Here is a 19,611-nt window from a genome sequence, read left to right on the forward strand (position 1 = left end):
TTCGAAAACGGGCGTCTCGCCGACAACACCGCTCTTTCGAGTGACCTTGCTCAAGGATTGGCGGCCGCTGCCGATGGAGATCCTTTCAACAGGGAGGCGGGCCGCTCGGGGAAGACGGTCCGAAGGGGATGACCTTGAGAGCTCGGGGCTCCAGGTCAGCCAGGGGAGGACGGTCCCGGCGCCGCGAGGCGCCGGGACCACTCGTCTTCAGGGGACTGCGACGGCCCCCACAGGGGCCGCGCCGCGTCAGCGCTTGGCGACGAACACGTGCGAGGCGATGTCCGAGTCGAGCTCGGCGGCCTCGCCGCCGCTGCCGACCAGCACCCCGCCCGGGGACTCCGTCACGCTCACCACCGCGCCGGGCTGCACGCCCGCGCGCCGCAGCGTGTACATCAGCTGGGCGTCCGTCTGGATCGGCTCGCCGATGCGGCGGACGACCACCGTCTTGCCCTCGCTGCCCGGGTCCAGGTCCGACAGGCTGACCATGCCGTCCTCGATGAACGGGTCGGCCTCGGCCTTCTCGCCCAGCTCCTCCAGACCCGGGATCGGGTTCCCGTACGGGGACTCGGTCGGGTGGCGCAGCAGTTCCAGCACGCGCCGCTCGACGGCCTCGCTCATCACGTGCTCCCAGCGGCAGGCCTCGGCGTGCACCTGCTCCCACTCCAGGCCGATCACGTCGACGAGCAGGCACTCCGCGAGGCGGTGCTTGCGCATCACGCGCGTCGCGAGCTTGCGGCCCTCGTCCGTCAGCTCCAGGTGCCGGTCACTGGCCACCGCCACCAGCCCGTCGCGCTCCATGCGCGCCACCGTCTGGCTCACCGTCGGGCCGCTCTGGTCCAGCCGCTCCGCGATCCGGGCGCGCATGGGGACCACGCCTTCCTCTTCCAGCTCGAGGATGGTGCGGAGATACATCTCCGTGGTATCGATCAGTCCGGACATTCGTGCCCCTCGGATTGCGTGCGCTGGCCCTGTCCCCAATTCTGACGCATCGGGCCGACAACCGTCCCGCGCCTGACGTCAAGGCATGTACGGGACATCCGTCCCGAGCGCCGGGCCGCCGCCCGGGACGCCCGGTGCGCAGGGCTTCGGTGCCGGGATTGACGCCCGTATTGACACCTCCTTGGTCCAGACCGCACGGTGAGCGGCGGACCACCGACGACTGGAAGGGCCTTCGGCGTATGAGCGAGAGCAAGCTGGCCGGGCAGTTCTTCGACGCCGCCATCGGCCTGCTGGAGCGGGTGCGCGACGAGGAGGGCGTACGGATCGCCGAGGCCGGGACGGCGATCGCCGAGGCCGTCGCGACGGGACACCGGCTGTTCGCCTTCGGCGCCGGCCACTCCTCGCTGCCCGCGCAGGACGTGGTCTACCGGGCCGGCGGCCTGGCCCTGATGAACTTCCTCGCGGTGCCGGGCACGGCCGGGGTGGACGTCATGCCCGCCACGCTGGGCAGCGCGCTGGAACGGGTCGACGGGCTCGCCGGGGCGGTCCTGGACAGCAGCCCCGCCTCCGACGGCGATGTGCTGGTCGTCATCTCGCTCTCCGGGCGCAATGCACTGCCCGTCGAGATGGCGATGAACGCGCGGGCGCTGGGGCTGACCGTGATCGGCGTGACGTCGGTGGCGTACACGACGGAGACGAAGTCCCGGCACGTGTCGGGGACCTTCCTGAAGGACCACTGCGACATCGTCCTCGACAGCAAGATCTCGGTCGGCGACGCGGAGCTGACGGCGGACGGCATCGACGCGCCGTTCGCTCCCGCGTCGACGGTGGTGACCAGCGCGATCATGCAGGCGGTGATGGCGGCCGCGGCCGGTGAGCTGGCCGCGCGGGGCGTGGAGCCGCCGTTGCTGCGGTCGGGGAACGTCGACGGCGGGCACGAGTGGAACGGACGCGTGATGCGGGAGTACGGGGACCGGATCTTCTTCCGGCACTGAGCCGGAGCCCTGCGGGGCGGACGGGGCCGGGGGTGCCGTGGGGGCCGCCGCGCGGAGCCGTCTCCCCGCCCCGCCCGCGTGTGTCAGTGGGTGGCGGCCAGGTCCAGGTCGGCGGCGACCCGGGCCGCGACCTCCTCCGCGTACGCCGCGTCCGCGCGGTCGAACGCGGGACGCGACGGGCCGCGGACGAAGGTGAGGATGCCCAGCGTGCGGCCACGGCTGCGCAGCACCGTGCACAGGCCGTGCGCGGCCCCCGCCGGCCACTGGCGGGCCCGGGCCCACCCCTCCGCGGCCTCGCTGCCCGCCGCCCCCGGCGCGCTCGCTCGGACGGGGCCGATCCGGTCCAGCGCCTGGAGCGCCGGGTGCGCGGCCTCGTAGCGGACCGGGATCGCCCCCGGCCCGGGCAGCAGGAGGGCCAGCCCGGACGGGGTCGCCGTCGCGCGGACCAGGCGCCGCCCGTCCGCCGCGAGGACGTCGACCAGCGCGTGCTCCGCGAACCCCGCCAGCGCGAAGTCCAGCCGTACGGCCGCCGCCTCCGCCGGGTCCGCGCACTCCGCGGCGGCCCGCCCGGCCCGGTGCAGCTGGTTGGCCCGGAACCGCACCTGCCCGCCGTCCAGCTCGGCCTGCCGGGCCTCGGTGACGTCCTGGAACAGCCACCCCACCCCCAGTGGCACCGGCTCCTCCGCGAGCGGCGAGGCCAGCCGCAGGAACCCGCACCGCCAGCAGCGCCGCCGCTCCCCCTCCGGGGTGCGCACCGACACCCACAGCTCCACCGGCCCCGGCGGCGCCCCCTCGGCGAGGACGTGCTGGAGCGCCCCCTCCAGCTCCTCGACGCCCCGGGCCAGCAGATCGCCGAGCGGCCGTCCGAGCAGGGTGGTGCGACCGGCGCCGAACGCGCGGGCGGCGTGCGCGTTGACCACCGCCGGGCGCAGGTCAACGTCGACCAGGACGACGCCCCAGGAGGCGTCGTCCATGAGGGCCTCGCTGAGGGCGATGGAGCGCTCCAGGTCGATCTGGGCGTGGACCTCGCTGAAGGCGCAGTAGACCCCGGCCGGTTTCCCGTCGGCGCCCGGCACCGCGGCGGACTGGGTCCGTACGAGGATCCGGCCGCCCTCCTTGGTCAGTAAGGCGAACTCGTGCACCTGGCGGCCCGGCGCGTCCTGCGCCGACATCAGCCGCTCCTGCACGTCGTCCGCGTCGGCGGCCCGCACCGCCCAGCCCGCGAACCCGCGCCGGCCGACCGCCTCGGCAGCGCTCCAGCCGAGGATCCGCTCGGCTTCGCGGTTCCAGTGCGTGATCACGCCGTCGGAGTCGAACGCGCACAAGGCGGCGTCCATCCCGTCGAGCAGCGCTGCGAGCAGATCGTCGGTGGTCTCACCACGTCCGGAAGCACTCACCTGGCACCCCCTGCAGGTGTTCGCGTGTGCGGCACGTCAGATCATTGAACTGGAACGTGACACAGACCACACCCGCTTCTCGGATTCCTCCCTGAATGTCCGATAGGGGCAGGCGTCGGGGCGTCGCTCAGGTGCCGACGACCAGGACGACCATCACGACGACGAAGAGCACGAAGAAGATCCCGCACCCCCAGAACGTCGCCTTCAGCATCCGCCCCTCGCGCACCGCCTGCCGCTCGATCCGCTCGCGCGCCCGCGGGTCCGGCGCCCAGTCGGGGCCGCGGAGCTCCTCCCAGGCGCCCCGGATCGCGGCGATCTCGCGCTCGACGTCGACGTGGTTGTCGTCCACGTACATGAGCTGGACCCGGCGGCCCTCGCCGTCGTAGGCGTACGAGATGAGGGTGGGCTGGTTCTGCCCCATGCCCGCGCTCGGGTTGCGCACGGCCCGGATCTCCTGGATGTCCTCCCAGGCCAGCCGCCTGCTCCCGGTGAACCGGCGGACCCGGACGCCCTTGAGGTCGGCGGAGGTCGCGCAGCGCTTGGACGCCCACACCAGCCAGCCGAAGAGCATCAGGACCAGGGCCATGATCACCAGCTTCACCGAGCCGGGGACGTCGTCCAGGTTCAGCACGGACAGGGCGATACCGGGCAGTCCGACGCCGACGGCGACGTAGACGGCGGTCATCTGCTGGGACCGGATCCGGTAGTCGCGCGGCAGCACCTCGGCGCCCATGGCACCCCTCCCCCGATGGCGGACGGCCAGTGTAGGGAGTAACCGGCCGTCCGGACAGGGGAGTTGCCCGGTGTCCGCGCGGGGTCCGATAAACAAGTTGAGGCCCCGCGGGAGGCGGCCTAGGCTCTGCCGTACACGAGAAGGGAGGTGGTTCCCGAAATGTACGGAAACCGGACGCGTGAGGTGGCTGCGGGCTAAGGGCCCGTCGTCAGCAACGCACCCAGTGCGGTGCCCGGCGGAAGCTAGCCGCCCGGCGCCAATCCCAAGCAGTCACCCGACCCGCGGGCTCGCCGGCACGTCCGGCCGGCTCCTCTCACTGCAGGAGAGGAACCCGAGCCCGCGGGTCGTCTGCGTCTCCGCGCCCCCTACGGGCAGAGCCGCTCGATCCGCCACTTGCCCCCGTCGAGGACGTACCGCAGCCGGTCGTGCAGCCGGTTCTCGTGCCCCTGCCAGAACTCCAGCGCGTCGGGCTCCACCCGCAGCCCGCCCCACTCCGGCGGCACCGGCACCTGCTCCCCCTCCGGGTAGCGCTCCGCCAGCTCCGCGTAACGGCGGTCCAGCTCCGCGCGCGAGGCGATCACCCGCGACTGCTCGCTCGCCCAGGCCCCCAGCTGCGAGCCGTGCGGCCGGGACCGGAAGTAGGCGGCCGTCTCGTCACGGCCGATCCGGGCCGCCCGGCCCGTCACGATCACCTGCCGGGCGATCGGATGCCAGGGGAAGAGCAGCGAGACGTACGGGTTCTCGTCGATCTCGCGCGCCTTGCGCGAGCCGTAGTTGGTGAAGAAGACGAAGCCGCGCGAATCGAACCGCTTCAGCAGGACGGTGCGGGAGCTGGGCCGGCCGGCGGCGTCGGCGGTCGAGACGACCATCGCGTTCGGTTCGAAGAGGTGCGAGTCGGCGGCCTGCTGGAACCACCGGGCGAACTGCGCCATCGGGTCCCCGTCGAGACCCGCCTCCTCGACGATCTCGGATCGGTACTGCTTGCGCATGGCGGCGGGGTCAATGTCCTCATCGGTCACACGGTCATCCTGCCGCAGCAACCCGGCGACGGGTGTGCCGTATGTCACGCTTCCGAAGGTCCGGCCGAACGGACAAAATCTTGGGGCCGGTCCGAGGGTCCCCGCACGGATGACCATCGGCCGTGCCGGGCATCAACGGTGATGACCGCGCCGGACCGCGAATCACGCCGGAACCGCGCGTGTTCGCACTATCTGAGGGAGCCGCCGCATGTCCGACTTCGTACCCGGACTCGAAGGGGTCGTCGCGTTCGAGACGGAGATCGCCGAGCCCGACAAGGAGGGCGGAGCGCTCCGCTACCGGGGGGTGGACATCGAAGACCTCGTCGGCCACGTCTCCTTCGGGAACGTCTGGGGCCTGCTGGTCGACGGTGCCTTCAACCCGGGCCTGCCGGCCGCGGAACCCTTCCCGATCCCGGTCCACTCCGGTGACATCCGCGTCGACGTGCAGTCCGCGCTCGCCATGCTCGCCCCCGTCTGGGGCCTGAAACCGCTCCTCGACATCGACGAGAAGACCGCCCGCGACGACCTCGCCCGCGCCGCCGTCATGGCCCTCTCGTACGTCGCCCAGTCCGCCCGCGGCCAGGGCCTGCCGATGGTGCCGCAGCGGGAGATCGACAAGGCCGAGTCCGTGGTCGAGCGGTTCATGATCCGCTGGCGCGGCGAGCCCGACCCCAAGCACGTCAAGGCCGTCGACGCCTACTGGACCTCGGCCGCCGAGCACGGCATGAACGCCTCCACCTTCACCGCGCGCGTCATCGCCTCGACCGGCGCGGACGTCGCCGCCGCCCTGTCGGGTGCCGTCGGCGCCATGTCCGGACCGCTGCACGGCGGAGCGCCCTCGCGCGTCCTCGGCATGATCGAGGAGATCGAGCGCACCGGCGACGCCGTGGCCTACGTGAAGAAGGCCCTCGACAAGGGCGAGCGGCTCATGGGCTTCGGGCACCGCGTCTACCGCGCCGAGGACCCGCGCGCCCGCGTCCTGCGGCGCACCGCCAAGGAGCTCGACGCCCCGCGCTACGAGGTGGCCGCCGCGCTGGAGAAGGCGGCGCTGGAGGAACTGCACGCCCGCCGCCCCGACCGGGTGCTCGCGACGAACGTGGAGTTCTGGGCCGCGATCATGCTGGACTTCGCCGAGGTCCCGGCGCACATGTTCACGTCCATGTTCAGCTGCGCCCGTACGGCCGGCTGGTCCGCGCACATCCTGGAGCAGAAGCGCACGGGCCGCCTGGTCCGCCCCTCGGCCCGCTACATCGGCCCGGGGCGGCGCGACCCGCGCGACATCGAGGGTTACGCGGACATCGCGTCGACGGCCTGACCGTCGCGGTCCCCGGCCGCCGCACCCCCGCGCGGGGGTGCGGCGCCCTCGCCGTCGCCGCTCCCTCAGCCCAGGGCGGCGTCGAGGATCCCGGACCACTGGGCGACGACGCGGTCCCGGCGGGCGGTGTCGTCGGTCAGCACGTTCGCCAGGCCCAGCCCCCGGGCCATGTCCAGGAGGCCCTGCACGGTCTCCCGTACGCCCGGCGCCGACTCGTCCGCGCCGAGCAGCTCGACGGCGATGCGGTGCGTCTCCCGGCCGACCCTGGCCTCCAGCTCCGTCACCTGGGGGCGCAGCTGTTCCTCGTTGGAGGCGGCGACCCACAGCTGGAGGGCGGCCCGGAACAGGGCGCCGGTGTAGAGGTCGACGAGGGCCGCGACGACCGCCGGTCTGGGGGCGGGCGCCGCCTGGAACAGCTCCCGCAGGGCGGTGGAGCGCTCCTCGGCGACGTACTCGACGGCGGCCGTGAAGAGCGCCTCCCGGGTCGGGAAGTGGTGCTGGGCCGCGCCGCGCGAGACCCCGGCGCGCTCGGCGACGACGGCGACGGTGGAGCCCGCCCAGCCGTGCTCGGCGAGGCAGGAGACGGCCGCCTCCAGGAGGTGGCGGCGGGTGACCCGGCTGCGGGCCTGCTTGGGGAGGCCGCGCCGGACGGGGGCCGTGTCCTTCCCGGCTTCGGTCAGCGCACCCATGACGGGTCCCGGCGCTCGAAGCGGGCGGTGATGCCCTCGCGGGCCTCGGCGGAGGCGAAGAGCCGGGCGGAAAGCTCCGTCAGGCGGTCGCCGTCCCGCTCCAGGGCCTCCCGAACCCCGGCGGCCACCATCGCCTTGGTCTCGGCGAGGGCCTGCGGGGAGGCCTTGCGCAGCCCGTCGAGGACGGGCGCGAGGGCGGTGTCGGGGTCGCCGTCGGTGTGGAGGGTGAGCAGCCCTATCCGGGTGGCCTCGGCGGCGTCGAAGGGTTCGGCGGTCAGGAAGTAGCGGGCGGCCGCGCGGGGGTCGAGGCGGGGCAGCAGGGTCATCGAGATCACGGCGGGGGCCAGGCCGAGGTGGGTCTCGGTGAAGGCGTACGAGGACCGCGGGCCGGCGGCGGCGATGTCGCAGGCGCCGAGCAGGCCGAGGCCGCCGGCGCGGACGTGGCCGGTGACGCGGGCGACGACCGGCTTGGGGAGCGTGGTCAGCTCGCGCAGGAGGGCGAGGAAGTCGGCGGGGTCGCAGGGCGACTTCAGGTCGGCGCCGGCGCAGAAGGTGTTCCCGCTGTGGGTGAGGACGACGGCGCGGGTGCCGGGCTCCTCGCCCGCGTCGGCGAGCGCGGCCCGCAGCTCGCCGACGAGCTGCGCGGAGAGCGCGTTGCGGTTGGCCGGGGAGTCGAGGGTCAGGGTGGTGATGCCGGTCGCCCGGGCGGCGTGCACGAGTGGGGCCATGTCTCCTCCGGAGGGGTCTGTCGAGGGGGCGCCGGCCCCCTCCGGGGAGGGTACGCGGCACCCCTCGCGGGCCCCGCGCCCCACCCGGACCCCCGCCCGGCCGGGGCGGGGCACGGCCGGTCTGCCGTTCACCCGGTCGGGGGGCGGGGGGTCGGGGGTCGGCCGGGGTCGGGGACGTCCAGGTCTACGGCTGCCGCCGCGGCGGGACCGTCTTCGGGTCAGTAGGACTTGGGGAGTCCCAGGGTCTGGTGGGAGACGAAGTTGAGGATCATCTCGCGGCTGACCGGAGCGATCCGGGCGACACGGGCCGCCGTGATCAGGGAGGCCAGCCCGTACTCACGGGTGAGCCCGTTCCCGCCGAGGGTGTGCACCGCCTGGTCCACCGCGTGTACACAAGCCTCCCCGGCCGCGTACTTCGCCATGTTCGCCGCCTCCCCGGCCCCCGTGTCGTCCCCCGCGTCATACAGCCGTGCGGCCTTCTGCATCATCAGCCGGGCCAGTTCGAGGTCGATGTGCGCCGCCGCCAGGGGGTGCGCGATGGCCTGGTGGGCGCCGATCGGCTCCTGCCACACCTGGCGGGTGCGGGCGTAGTCCACCGCCCGGCCCAGCGCGTAGCGGCCCATCCCGATGGCGAAGGCCGCCGTCATGATGCGTTCGGGGTTGAGGCCGGCGAAGAGCTGGAGCAGGCCGGCGTCCTCGTCGCCGACCAGCGCTTCGGCGGGGAGGCGGACCTCGTCCAGGACCAGTTCGAACTGCTTCTCCGCCGCCTGGAGTTCCATGTCGATCACCGAGCGGGAGAATCCCGGGGTGTCGCGGGGGACGATGAAGAGGCAGGGCTTCAGCCGGCCGGTGCGGGCGTCCTCCGTGCGGCCGACGATCAGGGTGGCGTCGGCGATGTCCACGCCGGAGATGAACACCTTGCGGCCCGTGAGGATCCAGTCGTCGCCGTCGCGCCGGGCGGTGGTGGTGATGCGGTGGGAGTTGGAGCCGGCGTCGGGTTCGGTGATGCCGAAGGCCATCGTGCGGCTGCCGTCCGCGAGTCCGGGGAGCCAGGCCCGCTTCTGGGCCTCGGTGCCGAAGCGGGCGATGACCGTGCCGCAGATGGCCGGGGAGACCACCATCATCAGGAGCGGGCAGCCGGCGGCGCCCAGTTCCTCCAGGACGAGGGAGAGTTCGGCGATGCCCCCGCCCCCGCCCCCGTACTCCTCGGGCAGGTTGACCCCGAGGTAGCCGAGCTTGGCGGCGTCGGCCCACAGTTCGTCGGGGTGGCCGCCCTCGCGGGCGAGGCGGGCGAGGTAGTCGCGGCCGTAGCGCCGTCCGAGGGCGGCGACGGCGGTGCGCAGGGCCTGGTGCTCTTCGGTTTCGGTGGGGCTCATGACGGCGTTTCCTCCTGGACTACGGCGAGCAGGGCGCCGAACTCGACCTGTCGGCCGGTGGCGGCGTGGAGCGCGGTGAGCGTGCCGGAGGCGGGGGCGAGGATGCGGTGCTCCATCTTCATGGCCTCCAGCCAGAGCAGGGGCTGCCCGGCGGTGACGGCGGTGCCGGGGGTGAGGCCCTCGGCGACGCGGACGACGGTGCCGGGCATGGGGGCGAGCAGGGAGCCCGGTTCGGTGCGGTCCTGGGGATCGGGGAACCGGGGGACGGCGGTCAGGGTGTGGGAGCCGAGCATGGAGTCCACGTAGACCGTGTTCGATTCTCGTTTCACGTGGAACATCCGCCGGACCCCGTCGACTTCGAGGGTGACGAGCTCCGGTGCGGCGGCCAGGACGCGTACGCCGGGGTGGTCGACGGGCTGGTACCGGACCTCGTGCTCGGTACCGGAGACGGTGTAGCGGCGGGTCTGCGGCTGCGAGCGGAGGTTGCGCCAGCCGCCGAGGCGGGCGGCGAGCGGCGCGCCGGGGGCCGGGGCGGCCTCGGCGAGGGCTGCGGCCAGGCAGGCGAGGGCGGGGTCGGGGGCGCCGGCGGTGAGGGCGTCGAGGTGACGGTCGTAGAAGCCGGTGTCGAGCCGGGCCGCGGCGAACTCGGGGTGGCGCAGGGAGCGTACGAGGAGCTCCCGGTTGGTGGCCGGGCCGTGGATCCGGGCCCGCGAGAGGGCGTCGGCGAGGACGCGGACGGCTTCGGCACGGGTGGGGGCGTGGGCGACGACTTTGGCGAGCATGGCGTCGTAGTGGACGGAGACGGTGTCGCCGGAGGTGAACCCGGTGTCGACGCGGACGTGGTCCGGGAGCGAGAGGGTGTGCAGGACGCCTGTCTGCGGACGCCAGTCGAGGGCGGGGTCCTCCGCGTACAGGCGGGCCTCCACCGCGTGGCCGGAGGGCTCGGGCGGGGCCGGCGGGAGGGCCTCGCCCTCGGCGATGCGCAGCTGGAGGGCGACGAGGTCGAGGCCGAAGACGGCTTCGGTGACGGGGTGTTCCACCTGGAGACGGGTGTTCATCTCCAGGAAGTACGGGCGGCCGTCGGCGCCGACCAGGAACTCGACCGTGCCCGCGCCCCGGTAGGAGACGGCCCGGGCGGCGGCCACGGCGGCGGCGTGCAGGCGGGTGCGGAGCTCCTCGGGCAGGGCGGGGGCCGGGGCCTCCTCGATGACCTTCTGGTGGCGGCGCTGGAGGGAGCAGTCGCGGGTGCCGAGCGCCCAGACGGTGCCGTGGGCGTCGGCGAGGACCTGCACTTCGACGTGGCGGCCGCGCTCCACGTACGGCTCGGCGAAGACCTCTCCGTCGCCGAACGCGGACAGGGCCTCGGCGCGGGCGGCGTCCAGGTTCTCCTTGAGGGAGTCGAGGTCGCGTACGACGCGCATCCCTCGCCCGCCGCCGCCCGCGGCGGCCTTCAGCAGCAGGGGCAGGTCCGCGGCGGTGGCGGTGGCGGTGTCGACGGGTTCCAGCAGCGGCACCCCGGCGGCCCGCATGAGGTCCTTGGCCCGCGTCTTGGAGGCCATGGCCTCGATGGCCCCGGGCGGCGGGCCGACCCAGGCCAGGCCGGCGGCCTCGACCCGGCGGGCGAAGCCGGCGTTCTCGGAGAGGAAGCCGTACCCGGGGTGGACGGCGTCGGCGCCGGCCGCGCGGGCCGCCTCGATCAGCAGGTCGGCGCGCAGATAGGTGTCGGCGGGCGCGGCCCCCGGCAGCCGGACGGCGGTGTCGGCCGAGCGGACGTGCAGGGCGTCGGCGTCGGGGTCGGAGTGGACGGCGACCGTGGCCAGGCCCAGGGCGCGGGCCGTGCGGAAGATCCGTACGGCGATCTCACCCCGGTTGGCGACGAGGAGGGAGGTGATCGGGTTCGTCATGGGCGGGCTCACATCCGGAAGACGCCGAAGCCGCCACGGGCGCCCTCGACGGGGGCGTTGTGGACGGCCGACAGGCACAGGCCGAGGACGGTACGGGTGTCGCGCGGGTCGATGACGCCGTCGTCGTAGAGCCGCCCGGACAGGAACATCGGGAGGGACTCGGACTCGATCTGCGCCTCCACGAAGGCCCGCATCCCCGCGTCGGCTTCCTCGTCGTAGGGCTGTCCCTTGGCGGCGGCGGACTGCCGGGCCACGATCGAGAGCACTCCGGCGAGCTGCTGGGGGCCCATGACGGCGGACTTGGCGCTGGGCCAGGCGAAGAGGAACCGGGGCTCGTAGGCGCGGCCGCACATGCCGTAGTGGCCGGCGCCGTAGCTCGCGCCGATGAGGACGGACAGGTGCGGGACCCGCGAGTTGGAGACCGCGTTGATCATCATCGAGCCGTGTTTGACGATGCCGCCCTGCTCGTACTCCTTGCCGACCATGTAGCCGGTGGTGTTGTGGAGGAAGAGGAGCGGGATGTCGCGCTGGTTGGCGAGCTGGATGAACTGGGCGGCCTTCTGCGACTCGGCGCTGAACAGCACGCCCTGGGCGTTGGCGAGGATGCCGACCGGGTAGCCGTGCAGGGTGGCCCAGCCGGTGACCAGGCTCGGGCCGTAGAGGGGCTTGAACTCGTCGAAGTCGGAGCCGTCGACGATGCGGGCGATGACCTCGCGCGGGTCGAAGGGGGTCTTCAGGTCCGGCGGGACGATCCCGAGGAGCTCCTCCGCGTCGTACAGCGGCTCCTCGGCGCGGGGCGGTTCGGGGTACGGCTTGCGGTGGTTGAGCCGGGCGACGATGCGGCGGGTCTGGCGGATGGCGTCGTACTCGTCGAGGGCGTAGTGGTCGGCGAGGCCGGAGACGCGGGCGTGCATGTCGGCGCCGCCGAGGGACTCGTCGTCGCTCTCCTCGCCGGTGGCCATCTTCACGAGGGGCGGACCGCCCAGGAACACCTTGGAACGGTCCTTGATCATGACGGCATGGTCGGACATCCCGGGGATGTACGCGCCGCCGGCGGTGGAGTTGCCGAAGACGACGGCGACGGTCGGGATCCCGGCGGCGGAGAGCCGGGTGAGGTCTCGGAAGATCGCCCCGCCGGGGATGAAGATCTCCTTCTGGGAGGGGAGGTCGGCGCCGCCGGACTCGACGAGGCTGATGCAGGGGAGCCGGTTCTGCAGCGCGATCTCGTTGGCCCGCAGGGCCTTCCTCAGGGTCCAGGGGTTGCTGGCACCGCCGCGCACGGTCGGGTCGTTGGCGGTGATCAGGCACTCGACGCCCTCGACGGTGCCGATGCCGGTGACCATCGAGGCGCCGACGGGGTGGTCGCTGCCCCAGGCGGCGAGCGGGGACAGTTCGAGGAACGGGGTGTCGGGGTCGAGCAGCAGCTCGACCCGCTCGCGGGGCAGCAGCTTGCCGCGGTCGCGGTGGCGGGCGGTGTACTTCTCCCCGCCGCCGGCGAGGGCCTTGGCGTGCTCGCCGTCCAGCGCGGCGAGCCGCTCCAGGGCGGCGGTACGGGCCTGCGCATGCTCGGAAGCGAGGGGGTCGACGGCGGTACCGAGACGGGTCATGGACGGATCCCCTCCGGGGCGGGTGGCGTGGGCTCGGGGGTGGGCGGTGCGGCCGGCGGGGTGGCGGGCAGGAGGTGGGCCGGGATGTCCACGTGGCGGGCGCGGAGCCATTCGCCGAGGGCCTTGGCCTGCGGGTCGAAGCGGTGGCCGGAGGCGACCCCGGCGCCGAGGATCCCGGCGACGGTGAAGTTCAGCGCCCGGAGGCGGGGCAGCTCGTGGCGGACGACGGCCAGGGGCGCGGTCTCGGGCAGCAGCGCCCGGAGGGCTTCGACGGTGAGGGTGTCGCGCAGCCACTCCCAGGCGGCGTCGCTCTCGACCCAGACCCCGATGTTGGCGTCACCCCCCTTGTCCCCGGACCGGGCCCCGGCCACCAGCCCGAGCGGGGCACGGATGGTGGCACCGGGGCCGGGGCCCGGGGGCAGGGGGCCGGGCCCGGAGCCCCCGGACGGGGGCCGGGGCGGGGCCCCGGTTTCGGGAAGGGGCGGGGTGGGGGAATCCGGGTCGCCGGCCCCGCCGAGCGGCCGGGCCCCGGCCTGCGGGACCTCCACCCGGGTGCCGTCCAGAAGGACCGCCACGTGGGGGACGGAGCCCGCCGGGACCAGGGTGGAGGTGAACACCCCGTACGGCTGGGCGGCCCCCGGCGGGGCCGTGACGTGGAAGCCCGGGTAGCTGGACAGGGCCAGTTCGATCGCCGCGCCCGTCAGGCCCCGCCCCACCCGGTCCGCCGACGGGTCGCGGACCACCAGGCGCAGCAGGGCGCTCGCCTCCTCCTCCGTGTCCGCGTCCGCGTGATCGGTGCGGGCCAGGGTCCACGACACCCCCGCCACCCCGGCCAGGGCGTCCGCCAGCTGCTCGCGCACCAGCGCCGCCTTCGCCTCGACGTCCAGGCCCGTCAGGACGAAGACGACCTCGTTGCGCCAGCCCCCGACCCGGGTGACCCCCACCTTGAGGGTGTCCGGCGGCGGCTCCCCCAGGGTCCCGCTGATCCGGACCCGGTCCTCCCCGTCCGGGGTGAGCCGGACCGTGTCCAGCCGGACCGTGACGTCCGGGCCCAGGTACCGCGCGCCCTGGGTCTCGTACAGCAGCTGCGCGGTGACCGTGCCCGGGGAGACGAGCCCGCCCGTGCCGGGGTGCTTGGTGACGACCGCCGAGCCGTCCTCGGAGACCTCCGCCAGCGGGAAGCCGGGCCGGCGCACGTCGTGGGAGGTGAAGAACGCGTAGTTGCCACCGGTGGCCTGCGTGCCGCACTCCAGGACGTGCCCCGCGACCACCGCCCCCGCCAGCCGGTCGTACTCCTGCGGCCCCCAGTCGAACCACCACGCGGCCGGCCCGCTGACCAGCGCCGCGTCGGTGACCCGGCCGGTGACCACCACGTCCGCGCCCGCGCGCAGGCAGGCCGTGATCCCGGCGCCGCCGAGGTAGGCGTTGGCGGTCAGCGCCCCCTCGCCCGTCGCCGCGTCCCCGTACGGCATCAGGTCGTCACCCTCGACGTGCGCGACGCGTACGGGCACCCCCACCTCGCCGGCCAGCGCGCGCACCGCGTCCGCCAGCCCGGCCGGGTTCAGCCCGCCGGCGTTCGTGACGATCCGTACGCCACGTTCGTGCGCGAGCCCGAGCCCCTCCTCCAGTTGCCGCAGGAAGGTCCTGGCGTACCCGAGGTCCGGGTTCTTCAGCCGGTCGCGGCCGAGGATCAGCATCGTCAGCTCGGCGAGGTAGTCGCCGGTCAGGACGTCCAGCGGGCCGCCGGTCAGCATCTCCCGCACCGCGCCCAGCCGGTCGCCGTAGAAACCCGAGGCGTTGCCGATGCGCAGGGGACGCCGGGCGCTCACCGCGTCCCCCGGGGCGCACGGCCCGGGCCCGCCGGACCGGCGAAGGCCTGGGCGATGTCCAGCCAGCGGTCGGCGTCGGGACCCGCGGCGGTGAGCCCGAGGTCGGCGCGGTGGGCGCGCTGGGTGACCAGCAGGCAGAAGTCCAGCGCCGGCCCCGTGATCCGCTGCCCCGCGTCCTCGGGCCCGTACGCCCACACCCCCGCCCCGTCCGGAGCGGTCAGTTCCACCCGGAACTCCCCGTCCGGAACGGCCAGTCCGCGGACGGCGTACGCGTAGTCCCGCGCCCGGATCCCGATCCGCGCGACGTGCCGCAGCCGGGCGGTCGGGGCCCGGCGCACACCGAGCGCGTCGGCGACGTCCTGGCCGTGGGCCCAGGTCTCCATCAGCCGGGCACTGGCCATCGAGGCGGCCTTCATCGGCGGCCCGTACCAGGGGAACCGGGCGTCGGGCGAGGCGGCGGCCAGAGCCCGGTCCAGCGCCTCCCGCCCGGCCCGCCACCGCGCCAGCAGCTCGGCCGGCGCCAGCCTGGCCCCCTCCTCCGCGCCCTCGTCGACGAACGACTCCGGCGCCTTGAGGGCCGCCTCGACCTCCCGAGCGAACCCCTCGGCGTCGGTGAGGGCGAGCAGCGCGGCCCGGTCGGTCCAGTGCAGGTGCGCGATCTGATGGGCGACGCCCCACCCCTCGGCGGGCGTCGGCCGCGCCCAGTCGGACTCTGCCAACCCCCCTACCAGGGCGTCGAGTTCACGGCCCTCCTCGCGGAGATCGGCGAAGACGGCGACGACGGACGGCTCGGGCACGGCGTGCTCCCCTCTCGGCGTGAGGGGAAGCCTGGCAGTCACCCGAGAAACAATCAAGCACGCTTGCATGATTTTCATTCGATCCCGCAGGATTCCCGCCACCACCCAACCGGAGCCCACAGGACGGCACTTGAGCCCACCGTCCTCTTCCCCGAGGCCCACGGGCCCGCCGCCACCCCCACCCCACGGCCGATTCCGGCCGTACGGCCCCCGGCCCCCGGGCACACCCCGCGCACCACGCCGATACTGAGTGCGCCGCCCGTACCACCGGAGCAGAAGCAGCGCCGCCGCCCCCCGCATCCGCACACGTCCCTGCCGCGCGACGCAGAGTCGACGACATGACGACATGACGAGACGACGAAATGTCGAGATGACGAGATGACGAGGATGATCCGACGTGCACCCTGCCGCCCACTCCCTGTACCCCGAACTCGACGCGACCGCGCTCACCGCCTTCGCCGCCGCCCTCGAAACCGGTGAGACCGCCGGTCTGCCGCCCGCACGCGCCGCCGAGGCCACGGCCGTCCGGGCCGCCACCGTCTTCAGCCGGGGCAAGGTGACCGGCGCCGACGGGGACCTCCTCGACGCCGCGCTCTGGCGGCACACCGGATCCGGACCGCGGCCGGTGGTCGTGATGCCCGCGCCGTGGAGCGACCTGGGCTGGCCCGCGTACGCCGTCCAGGCCTCCCGGTTCGCGGTCCGCGGCTACGACGTCCTCGCCTACAGCCCGCGCGGGTTCGCCGCCTCCGAGGGCCACGCCGACTGCGCCGGACCGCTCGACGTCACCGACGGCCGGCACGCCCTGGACCACCTCCTGGAACGCGCCGCCGGACCCGTCACCCGGATCGGCTTCCTCGGCGTCTCCTACGGCGCCGGCATCGCCCAGCTCGTCGCCGCGCACGACGCCCGGGTGGACGCGGTGGCCGCGCTCAGCGGCTGGGGCGACCTCGGGGAGGTGCTCCGCGAGAACGGCACCCGCCGCACCGCCGCCGTCCACGCCCTCCTCACCGCCTCCCCCCGGGCCCGGCTGAGCCGGCCGACGGAGCGCGCCCTGGAGGACGTCCTCGCCGGCCGCGACCTCCGGGAGGCCCTGGCGTGGGCGGAGCAGCGCTCACCGTTCACGCACGTCAAGGAGCTGGGCCGGCGACGGGTGCCCGTCTTCTGCGCGCAGGCCTGGCACGACACCCTCTTCCCGGCCGGCCAGGTGCTGCGGACGTTCCGGGAGCTGACCGGCCCCAAACGCGTCGACCTGTCCATCGGCGACCACTGCGGCCCCGAGATGACCGGCCTGCCCGGACTGCCGAACCGGATCTGGACGGACGCCCTGCGCTGGTTCGACCACCACCTCGCCGGCGTCGACAACGGCATCGACGGGGAGGGGGAGGTCCTCTCCGAGGTGATGTGGACCCGCGCCCTCGAACCCTCCCCCGCCTGGCCCCTCCCCACCCGCCGCGTCCGCCGCCTGCACCTCACCGGCACCGGCGAACTGGCCGACGCACCCGACCCGGGCTGGGCGGCGGTCGTGCTGTGCGGGGTCGGGACACCGGTCACCGTCGCCGACACCGTCGCCCGCTCCGGGTCCGCCGAACTGGAGGGCCGGCCGAAGCGCTACCCGGACGCGGCCGCCGTGGACCGCACCGCGACGGCCGTCTGGACCGCCGCCCCGGCGGCGGACACCACCCGCCTGCGCGGCACCCCGCGCCTGCGCGTCACCTACCGGGCGGCGAACTCCGGCTCCACCGTCGTCGCGTACCTCCTGGACCTCGCCCCGGACGGCTCGGCCCGCCTGATCACCCACGCCCCGTTCAGCGACCTGGACGCCCCGCCGGACAGCCTGATCACCGCGGACGTCGACCTCCACCCGACGGCGTACGACCTCCCGCCGGGCCACCGCCCGATGCTGGCCCTCACCCCCCGCGACCCCTTCTACGCGGACGCCAACCTCCCGAGGGCCACCCTGTCGTTCACGTCACCGGAGCCGACGCCGTCGTACGTGGAGCTGCCGGTGGGGTGAGGAGGGCGCTGTACGACGGCACGGGGGGCGGGGTCGGGGGTGGGCGGGGTCCCGGCGGGGCGGTCTCAGGGAGGGTTGGGGCTTTCCCGTCAGTCTCATCGTCCTTCCGCGTCGGGCCGCCCTGTCAAGGGCGCTCCTTCGTCGCGTCGCTGCGCGATGGCCTTCGGCCACCCTTGACAGACCGTCCCGCCACGGAAAAACGAAGACTGCCGGGAAACCCCCAAAGAAACGGGACGGTGGATTGGTTGGCATGCGGCGGACTCAGGGACCAGGCGAGGTGGTCGGGGGCCGGCAGACCGGGCATCCGGCCCCCTCGCGAGCGCAAGCGGGGACGACCCACGCATCAGATCGCTACGCGCTCCTCCCGGCTTAGCGTCCGCCGCCCGTCTGGGGCCGCTACCCGCACGAAAGGACGATGAGAGCGTCATCCGGGACGGTGGGGCGCAGCAGATCGCTACGCGCTTCTCCCATTCCGGCGCCCGGCGGCCGACTTGGGCTGGTCGTAGGCGGGGACGATGTTGTCGACGGCGGTGGTGAACTCGCGGCCGGATGCGCCCCGGATGTAGGCGAGTTCCATCCAACGTTCGTACGTGGCGCAGTCCGAGACGTTCTCGTTGACGACGGCCATCAGTACGCCCTCGGCGCCGGAGGCGACGTCTCGGACACGGCGGCGCAGGAGGCGGTGGGGGACGTACTCGTACTGCTCACTCATCGGTCGTGACCTCGAAGGTGTCGAGGAAGCGCTCCCAACCGGCGAGCGCGCGGTCCAGGAGATCGGCACCGGGGTCGCCGGGGGCCTTCACCCTGGGCAAGGGGTCGGTCGAGCCGCAATCCCGATCGACGTCGGACGTTCCCATGTCTGCACCCTTCCGTCGGTTCGGCAACCAAGTCGTTTGCCGCAACACCCAGGAAAGCCGTCCAAGTAGCGGACCTCCACGGCACCCATGCGGCAGGCTTGAGGCAGATCCGTGCACGGCTCAGGGGCACAAGAAGAGGTCGTATGGGACTGTCGGAACGGCGCAGGACCCTGGGCTACAGTCAGGAGAAATTGGCCGAGTTGCTCGGCGTGGACCGTACAACGGTCGGACGCTGGGAGAGAGGCGAGATCTCGCCGCAGCCATGTCGGCGACCAGCCTTGGCAAACACCCTGGACATCAGCTTTCAAGAGCTGGAAACCCTCCTGCCGACGTCACGAGCCGTGGAGCGAGGGGCCGGACGGCCGAAGTCCAGCGACCATGCGAGCGCGGGAGACCCCGACGAGATGATCCGCCGTGAATTTCTCCGCATACTCGCCATCAGCGGCGCGCTGACCGCCTTTCCCCCCGGCGAGGCGGAGGCGCTGGCCGACGGCGTGCACAGAGGCAACCCGGCGGACTTCGCCCGGATGAACAACCACCTTTGGCAGGTCTACCAACGCGCGCGAACCAAGGGCACGGTCTACCCCGTGGTTCGGGACCAGCTGGCAACTCTGCAGGAGGCCATGTCCGCTGCACGGGCGGGGAGCTCGCTCCCGCTCCTCAACGCAGCGGCCGACCTCTTCCAACTGGCCGGCGAAGTGGCCTTCGATGCCAACCGGTACGGGAACGCGGCAGCCTCCTACGCCTTGGCCGCCTCCGTGAGCAAGGAAGCCGGCGCATACGACCTGTGGGCCTGCGCACTCGTGCGTCACGCCTACCTGGACGTGTCCGAGCAGCGGTATCGCGAGGCGGCCGAGGTGCTGCGCGCTGCGGAACGTGTCGCGGATCGGGGCGACAGCGCCGTGTCCACACGGCACTGGGTCGCCTCGGTGCAGGCGGAGGTACTGGCAGGCATGGGGGACTTGGCCGGATGCGAGAAGGCCCTTGCCCGGGCAGAGGAAGTTCACCATCTTGCCGAAGGAAGCTCGAATGGCGGCTGGCTCCGTTTCGACGGCACACGGCTGACCGAGGAGCGCGGCGCCCGATATGTACAGCTAGGACGCTTCGATCTGGCAGAGGATGCGCTCCAGAATGCCCTGGGCCAGAAGGCGCTGGCCTTCGGGCATTCGTATCGCCGAAGGGGAGCCGTACTGGCCGACCTGGCGGTGATCGGGGCCAAGCGCCGAGACCCCGAGCAGGTCCTGACCTATGCCCGTGAGGCATTGGATCTGGCGCGAGCCTCATCGTCGGGCTACATCCTCCGTAGACTCCGGAGCCTGTGCGACGAGTTCGGCCCGCTGAGTCGAGATCACCGCGTTGCGGAGCTGGGGGCGGAGATCGCCGCGCTCAGTTCATCGTGACGAGAGGGGTTG

General features: G+C 73.6%; 17 protein-coding genes. 4 read left to right on the forward strand and 13 right to left on the reverse strand.

All coding sequences use genetic code 11. From position 1 onward, the window contains the following. Positions 1-246 precede the first annotated feature (246 nt). Positions 247-939, reverse strand: a complete 693-nt coding sequence (locus ACZ5NJ_RS25260) for a metal-dependent transcriptional regulator (protein WP_468767477.1) — start codon at positions 937-939, stop codon at positions 247-249. A 239-nt stretch (positions 940-1,178) separates the two neighbouring features. Between ACZ5NJ_RS25260 and ACZ5NJ_RS25265 the strand changes: the two genes are divergently transcribed. Further along, positions 1,179-1,934, forward strand: a complete 756-nt coding sequence (locus ACZ5NJ_RS25265; protein ID WP_468767478.1) for an SIS domain-containing protein — start codon at positions 1,179-1,181, stop codon at positions 1,932-1,934. An 83-nt stretch (positions 1,935-2,017) separates the two neighbouring features. Here the strand turns inward: ACZ5NJ_RS25265 and ACZ5NJ_RS25270 are convergent, their stop codons facing one another. The 3 genes from ACZ5NJ_RS25270 to pdxH form a co-directional block, all read right to left on the reverse strand. Next, the gene (locus tag ACZ5NJ_RS25270; RefSeq protein WP_468767479.1) at positions 2,018-3,331 is read right to left on the reverse strand and encodes a PAS domain-containing protein; all 1,314 of its coding nucleotides are present in this window, start codon (positions 3,329-3,331) and stop codon (positions 2,018-2,020) included. Positions 3,332-3,458: 127 nt separating this feature from the next. Beyond that, positions 3,459-4,064, reverse strand: coding sequence for a PH domain-containing protein (locus tag ACZ5NJ_RS25275; protein WP_468767480.1), 606 nt, complete (start codon positions 4,062-4,064; stop codon positions 3,459-3,461). Between the two features lie 365 nt (positions 4,065-4,429). Beyond that, the gene (gene pdxH, locus ACZ5NJ_RS25280; RefSeq protein ID WP_468767640.1) at positions 4,430-5,053 is read right to left on the reverse strand and encodes a pyridoxamine 5'-phosphate oxidase; all 624 of its coding nucleotides are present in this window, start codon (positions 5,051-5,053) and stop codon (positions 4,430-4,432) included. Between the two features lie 238 nt (positions 5,054-5,291). Between pdxH and ACZ5NJ_RS25285 the strand changes: the two genes are divergently transcribed. Beyond that, a complete protein-coding gene (locus tag ACZ5NJ_RS25285) occupies positions 5,292-6,398 on the forward strand; it encodes a citrate synthase 2 (protein WP_468767481.1) in 1,107 nt (368 codons plus the stop codon). A 65-nt stretch (positions 6,399-6,463) separates the two neighbouring features. On the opposite strand, the gene ACZ5NJ_RS25290 is transcribed toward ACZ5NJ_RS25285, so the two are convergent. The 7 genes from ACZ5NJ_RS25290 to ACZ5NJ_RS25320 form a co-directional block, all read right to left on the reverse strand. Beyond that, on the reverse strand, positions 6,464-7,087 hold the full coding sequence (locus ACZ5NJ_RS25290) for a TetR/AcrR family transcriptional regulator (RefSeq protein WP_468767482.1): 624 nt from the start codon (positions 7,085-7,087) through the stop codon (positions 6,464-6,466). Continuing rightward, positions 7,075-7,815 carry an enoyl-CoA hydratase family protein gene (locus tag ACZ5NJ_RS25295; RefSeq protein ID WP_468767483.1) on the reverse strand — a complete coding sequence of 247 codons (741 nt, stop codon included), beginning with the start codon at positions 7,813-7,815 and terminating at the stop codon, positions 7,075-7,077. Before ACZ5NJ_RS25295 ends, ACZ5NJ_RS25290 begins: the two co-directional genes overlap by 13 nt. Before the next feature lie 218 nt (positions 7,816-8,033). Continuing rightward, positions 8,034-9,191, reverse strand: coding sequence for an acyl-CoA dehydrogenase family protein (locus ACZ5NJ_RS25300; protein WP_468767484.1), 1,158 nt, complete (start codon positions 9,189-9,191; stop codon positions 8,034-8,036). Continuing rightward, positions 9,188-11,095 carry an acetyl/propionyl/methylcrotonyl-CoA carboxylase subunit alpha gene (locus tag ACZ5NJ_RS25305; protein ID WP_468767485.1) on the reverse strand — a complete coding sequence of 636 codons (1,908 nt, stop codon included), beginning with the start codon at positions 11,093-11,095 and terminating at the stop codon, positions 9,188-9,190. The genes ACZ5NJ_RS25300 and ACZ5NJ_RS25305 overlap by 4 nt, the downstream gene beginning before the upstream one ends. 8 nt (positions 11,096-11,103) lie before the next feature. Then, entirely contained in the window at positions 11,104-12,702 is a 1,599-nt protein-coding gene (locus tag ACZ5NJ_RS25310; RefSeq protein WP_468767486.1) for an acyl-CoA carboxylase subunit beta, read from the reverse strand. Further along, a complete protein-coding gene (locus ACZ5NJ_RS25315) occupies positions 12,699-14,531 on the reverse strand; it encodes an acyclic terpene utilization AtuA family protein (protein WP_468767487.1) in 1,833 nt (610 codons plus the stop codon). Before ACZ5NJ_RS25315 ends, ACZ5NJ_RS25310 begins: the two co-directional genes overlap by 4 nt. Then, on the reverse strand, positions 14,528-15,328 hold the full coding sequence (locus ACZ5NJ_RS25320) for a TIGR03084 family metal-binding protein (RefSeq protein WP_468767488.1): 801 nt from the start codon (positions 15,326-15,328) through the stop codon (positions 14,528-14,530). Before ACZ5NJ_RS25320 ends, ACZ5NJ_RS25315 begins: the two co-directional genes overlap by 4 nt. A 397-nt stretch (positions 15,329-15,725) precedes the next feature. Here ACZ5NJ_RS25320 and ACZ5NJ_RS25325 point away from each other — a divergent pair, with 397 nt between their 5' ends. Beyond that, positions 15,726-17,342, forward strand: coding sequence for a CocE/NonD family hydrolase (locus ACZ5NJ_RS25325; protein WP_468767489.1), 1,617 nt, complete (start codon positions 15,726-15,728; stop codon positions 17,340-17,342). Between the two features lie 454 nt (positions 17,343-17,796). Here the strand turns inward: ACZ5NJ_RS25325 and ACZ5NJ_RS25330 are convergent, their stop codons facing one another. Next, positions 17,797-18,054, reverse strand: coding sequence for a hypothetical protein (locus ACZ5NJ_RS25330; RefSeq protein WP_468767490.1), 258 nt, complete (start codon positions 18,052-18,054; stop codon positions 17,797-17,799). Further along, on the reverse strand, positions 18,047-18,199 hold the full coding sequence (locus ACZ5NJ_RS25335) for a hypothetical protein (protein WP_468767491.1): 153 nt from the start codon (positions 18,197-18,199) through the stop codon (positions 18,047-18,049). The genes ACZ5NJ_RS25330 and ACZ5NJ_RS25335 overlap by 8 nt, the downstream gene beginning before the upstream one ends. Before the next feature lie 143 nt (positions 18,200-18,342). On the opposite strand from ACZ5NJ_RS25335, the gene ACZ5NJ_RS25340 reads away from it, so the two are divergent. After that, positions 18,343-19,599 carry a helix-turn-helix transcriptional regulator gene (locus ACZ5NJ_RS25340; protein ID WP_468767492.1) on the forward strand — a complete coding sequence of 419 codons (1,257 nt, stop codon included), beginning with the start codon at positions 18,343-18,345 and terminating at the stop codon, positions 19,597-19,599. The last annotated feature ends 12 nt before the right edge of the window (positions 19,600-19,611 follow it).

The sequence above is a fragment of the Streptomyces sp. NPDC032091 genome (assembly GCF_055580265.1).

Excerpts from the sequence above, each read along its gene's own strand:
- ACZ5NJ_RS25265 (WP_468767478.1), top strand. The coding sequence starts at position 1,179 with ATGAGCGAGAGCAAGCTGGCCGGGCAGTTCTTCGACGCCGCCATCGGC.
- ACZ5NJ_RS25295 (WP_468767483.1), bottom strand. The coding sequence starts at position 7,815 with ATGGCCCCACTCGTGCACGCCGCCCGGGCGACCGGCATCACCACCCTG.
- ACZ5NJ_RS25330 (WP_468767490.1), bottom strand. The coding sequence starts at position 18,054 with ATGAGTGAGCAGTACGAGTACGTCCCCCACCGCCTCCTGCGCCGCCGT.
- ACZ5NJ_RS25335 (WP_468767491.1), bottom strand. The coding sequence starts at position 18,199 with ATGGGAACGTCCGACGTCGATCGGGATTGCGGCTCGACCGACCCCTTG.
- pdxH (WP_468767640.1), bottom strand. The coding sequence starts at position 5,053 with ATGCGCAAGCAGTACCGATCCGAGATCGTCGAGGAGGCGGGTCTCGAC.
- ACZ5NJ_RS25290 (WP_468767482.1), bottom strand. The coding sequence starts at position 7,087 with ATGGGTGCGCTGACCGAAGCCGGGAAGGACACGGCCCCCGTCCGGCGC.
- ACZ5NJ_RS25310 (WP_468767486.1), bottom strand. The coding sequence starts at position 12,702 with ATGACCCGTCTCGGTACCGCCGTCGACCCCCTCGCTTCCGAGCATGCG.
- ACZ5NJ_RS25285 (WP_468767481.1), top strand. The coding sequence starts at position 5,292 with ATGTCCGACTTCGTACCCGGACTCGAAGGGGTCGTCGCGTTCGAGACG.
- ACZ5NJ_RS25275 (WP_468767480.1), bottom strand. The coding sequence starts at position 4,064 with ATGGGCGCCGAGGTGCTGCCGCGCGACTACCGGATCCGGTCCCAGCAG.
- ACZ5NJ_RS25305 (WP_468767485.1), bottom strand. The coding sequence starts at position 11,095 with ATGACGAACCCGATCACCTCCCTCCTCGTCGCCAACCGGGGTGAGATC.
- ACZ5NJ_RS25300 (WP_468767484.1), bottom strand. The coding sequence starts at position 9,191 with ATGAGCCCCACCGAAACCGAAGAGCACCAGGCCCTGCGCACCGCCGTC.
- ACZ5NJ_RS25260 (WP_468767477.1), bottom strand. The coding sequence starts at position 939 with ATGTCCGGACTGATCGATACCACGGAGATGTATCTCCGCACCATCCTC.
- ACZ5NJ_RS25340 (WP_468767492.1), top strand. The coding sequence starts at position 18,343 with ATGGGACTGTCGGAACGGCGCAGGACCCTGGGCTACAGTCAGGAGAAA.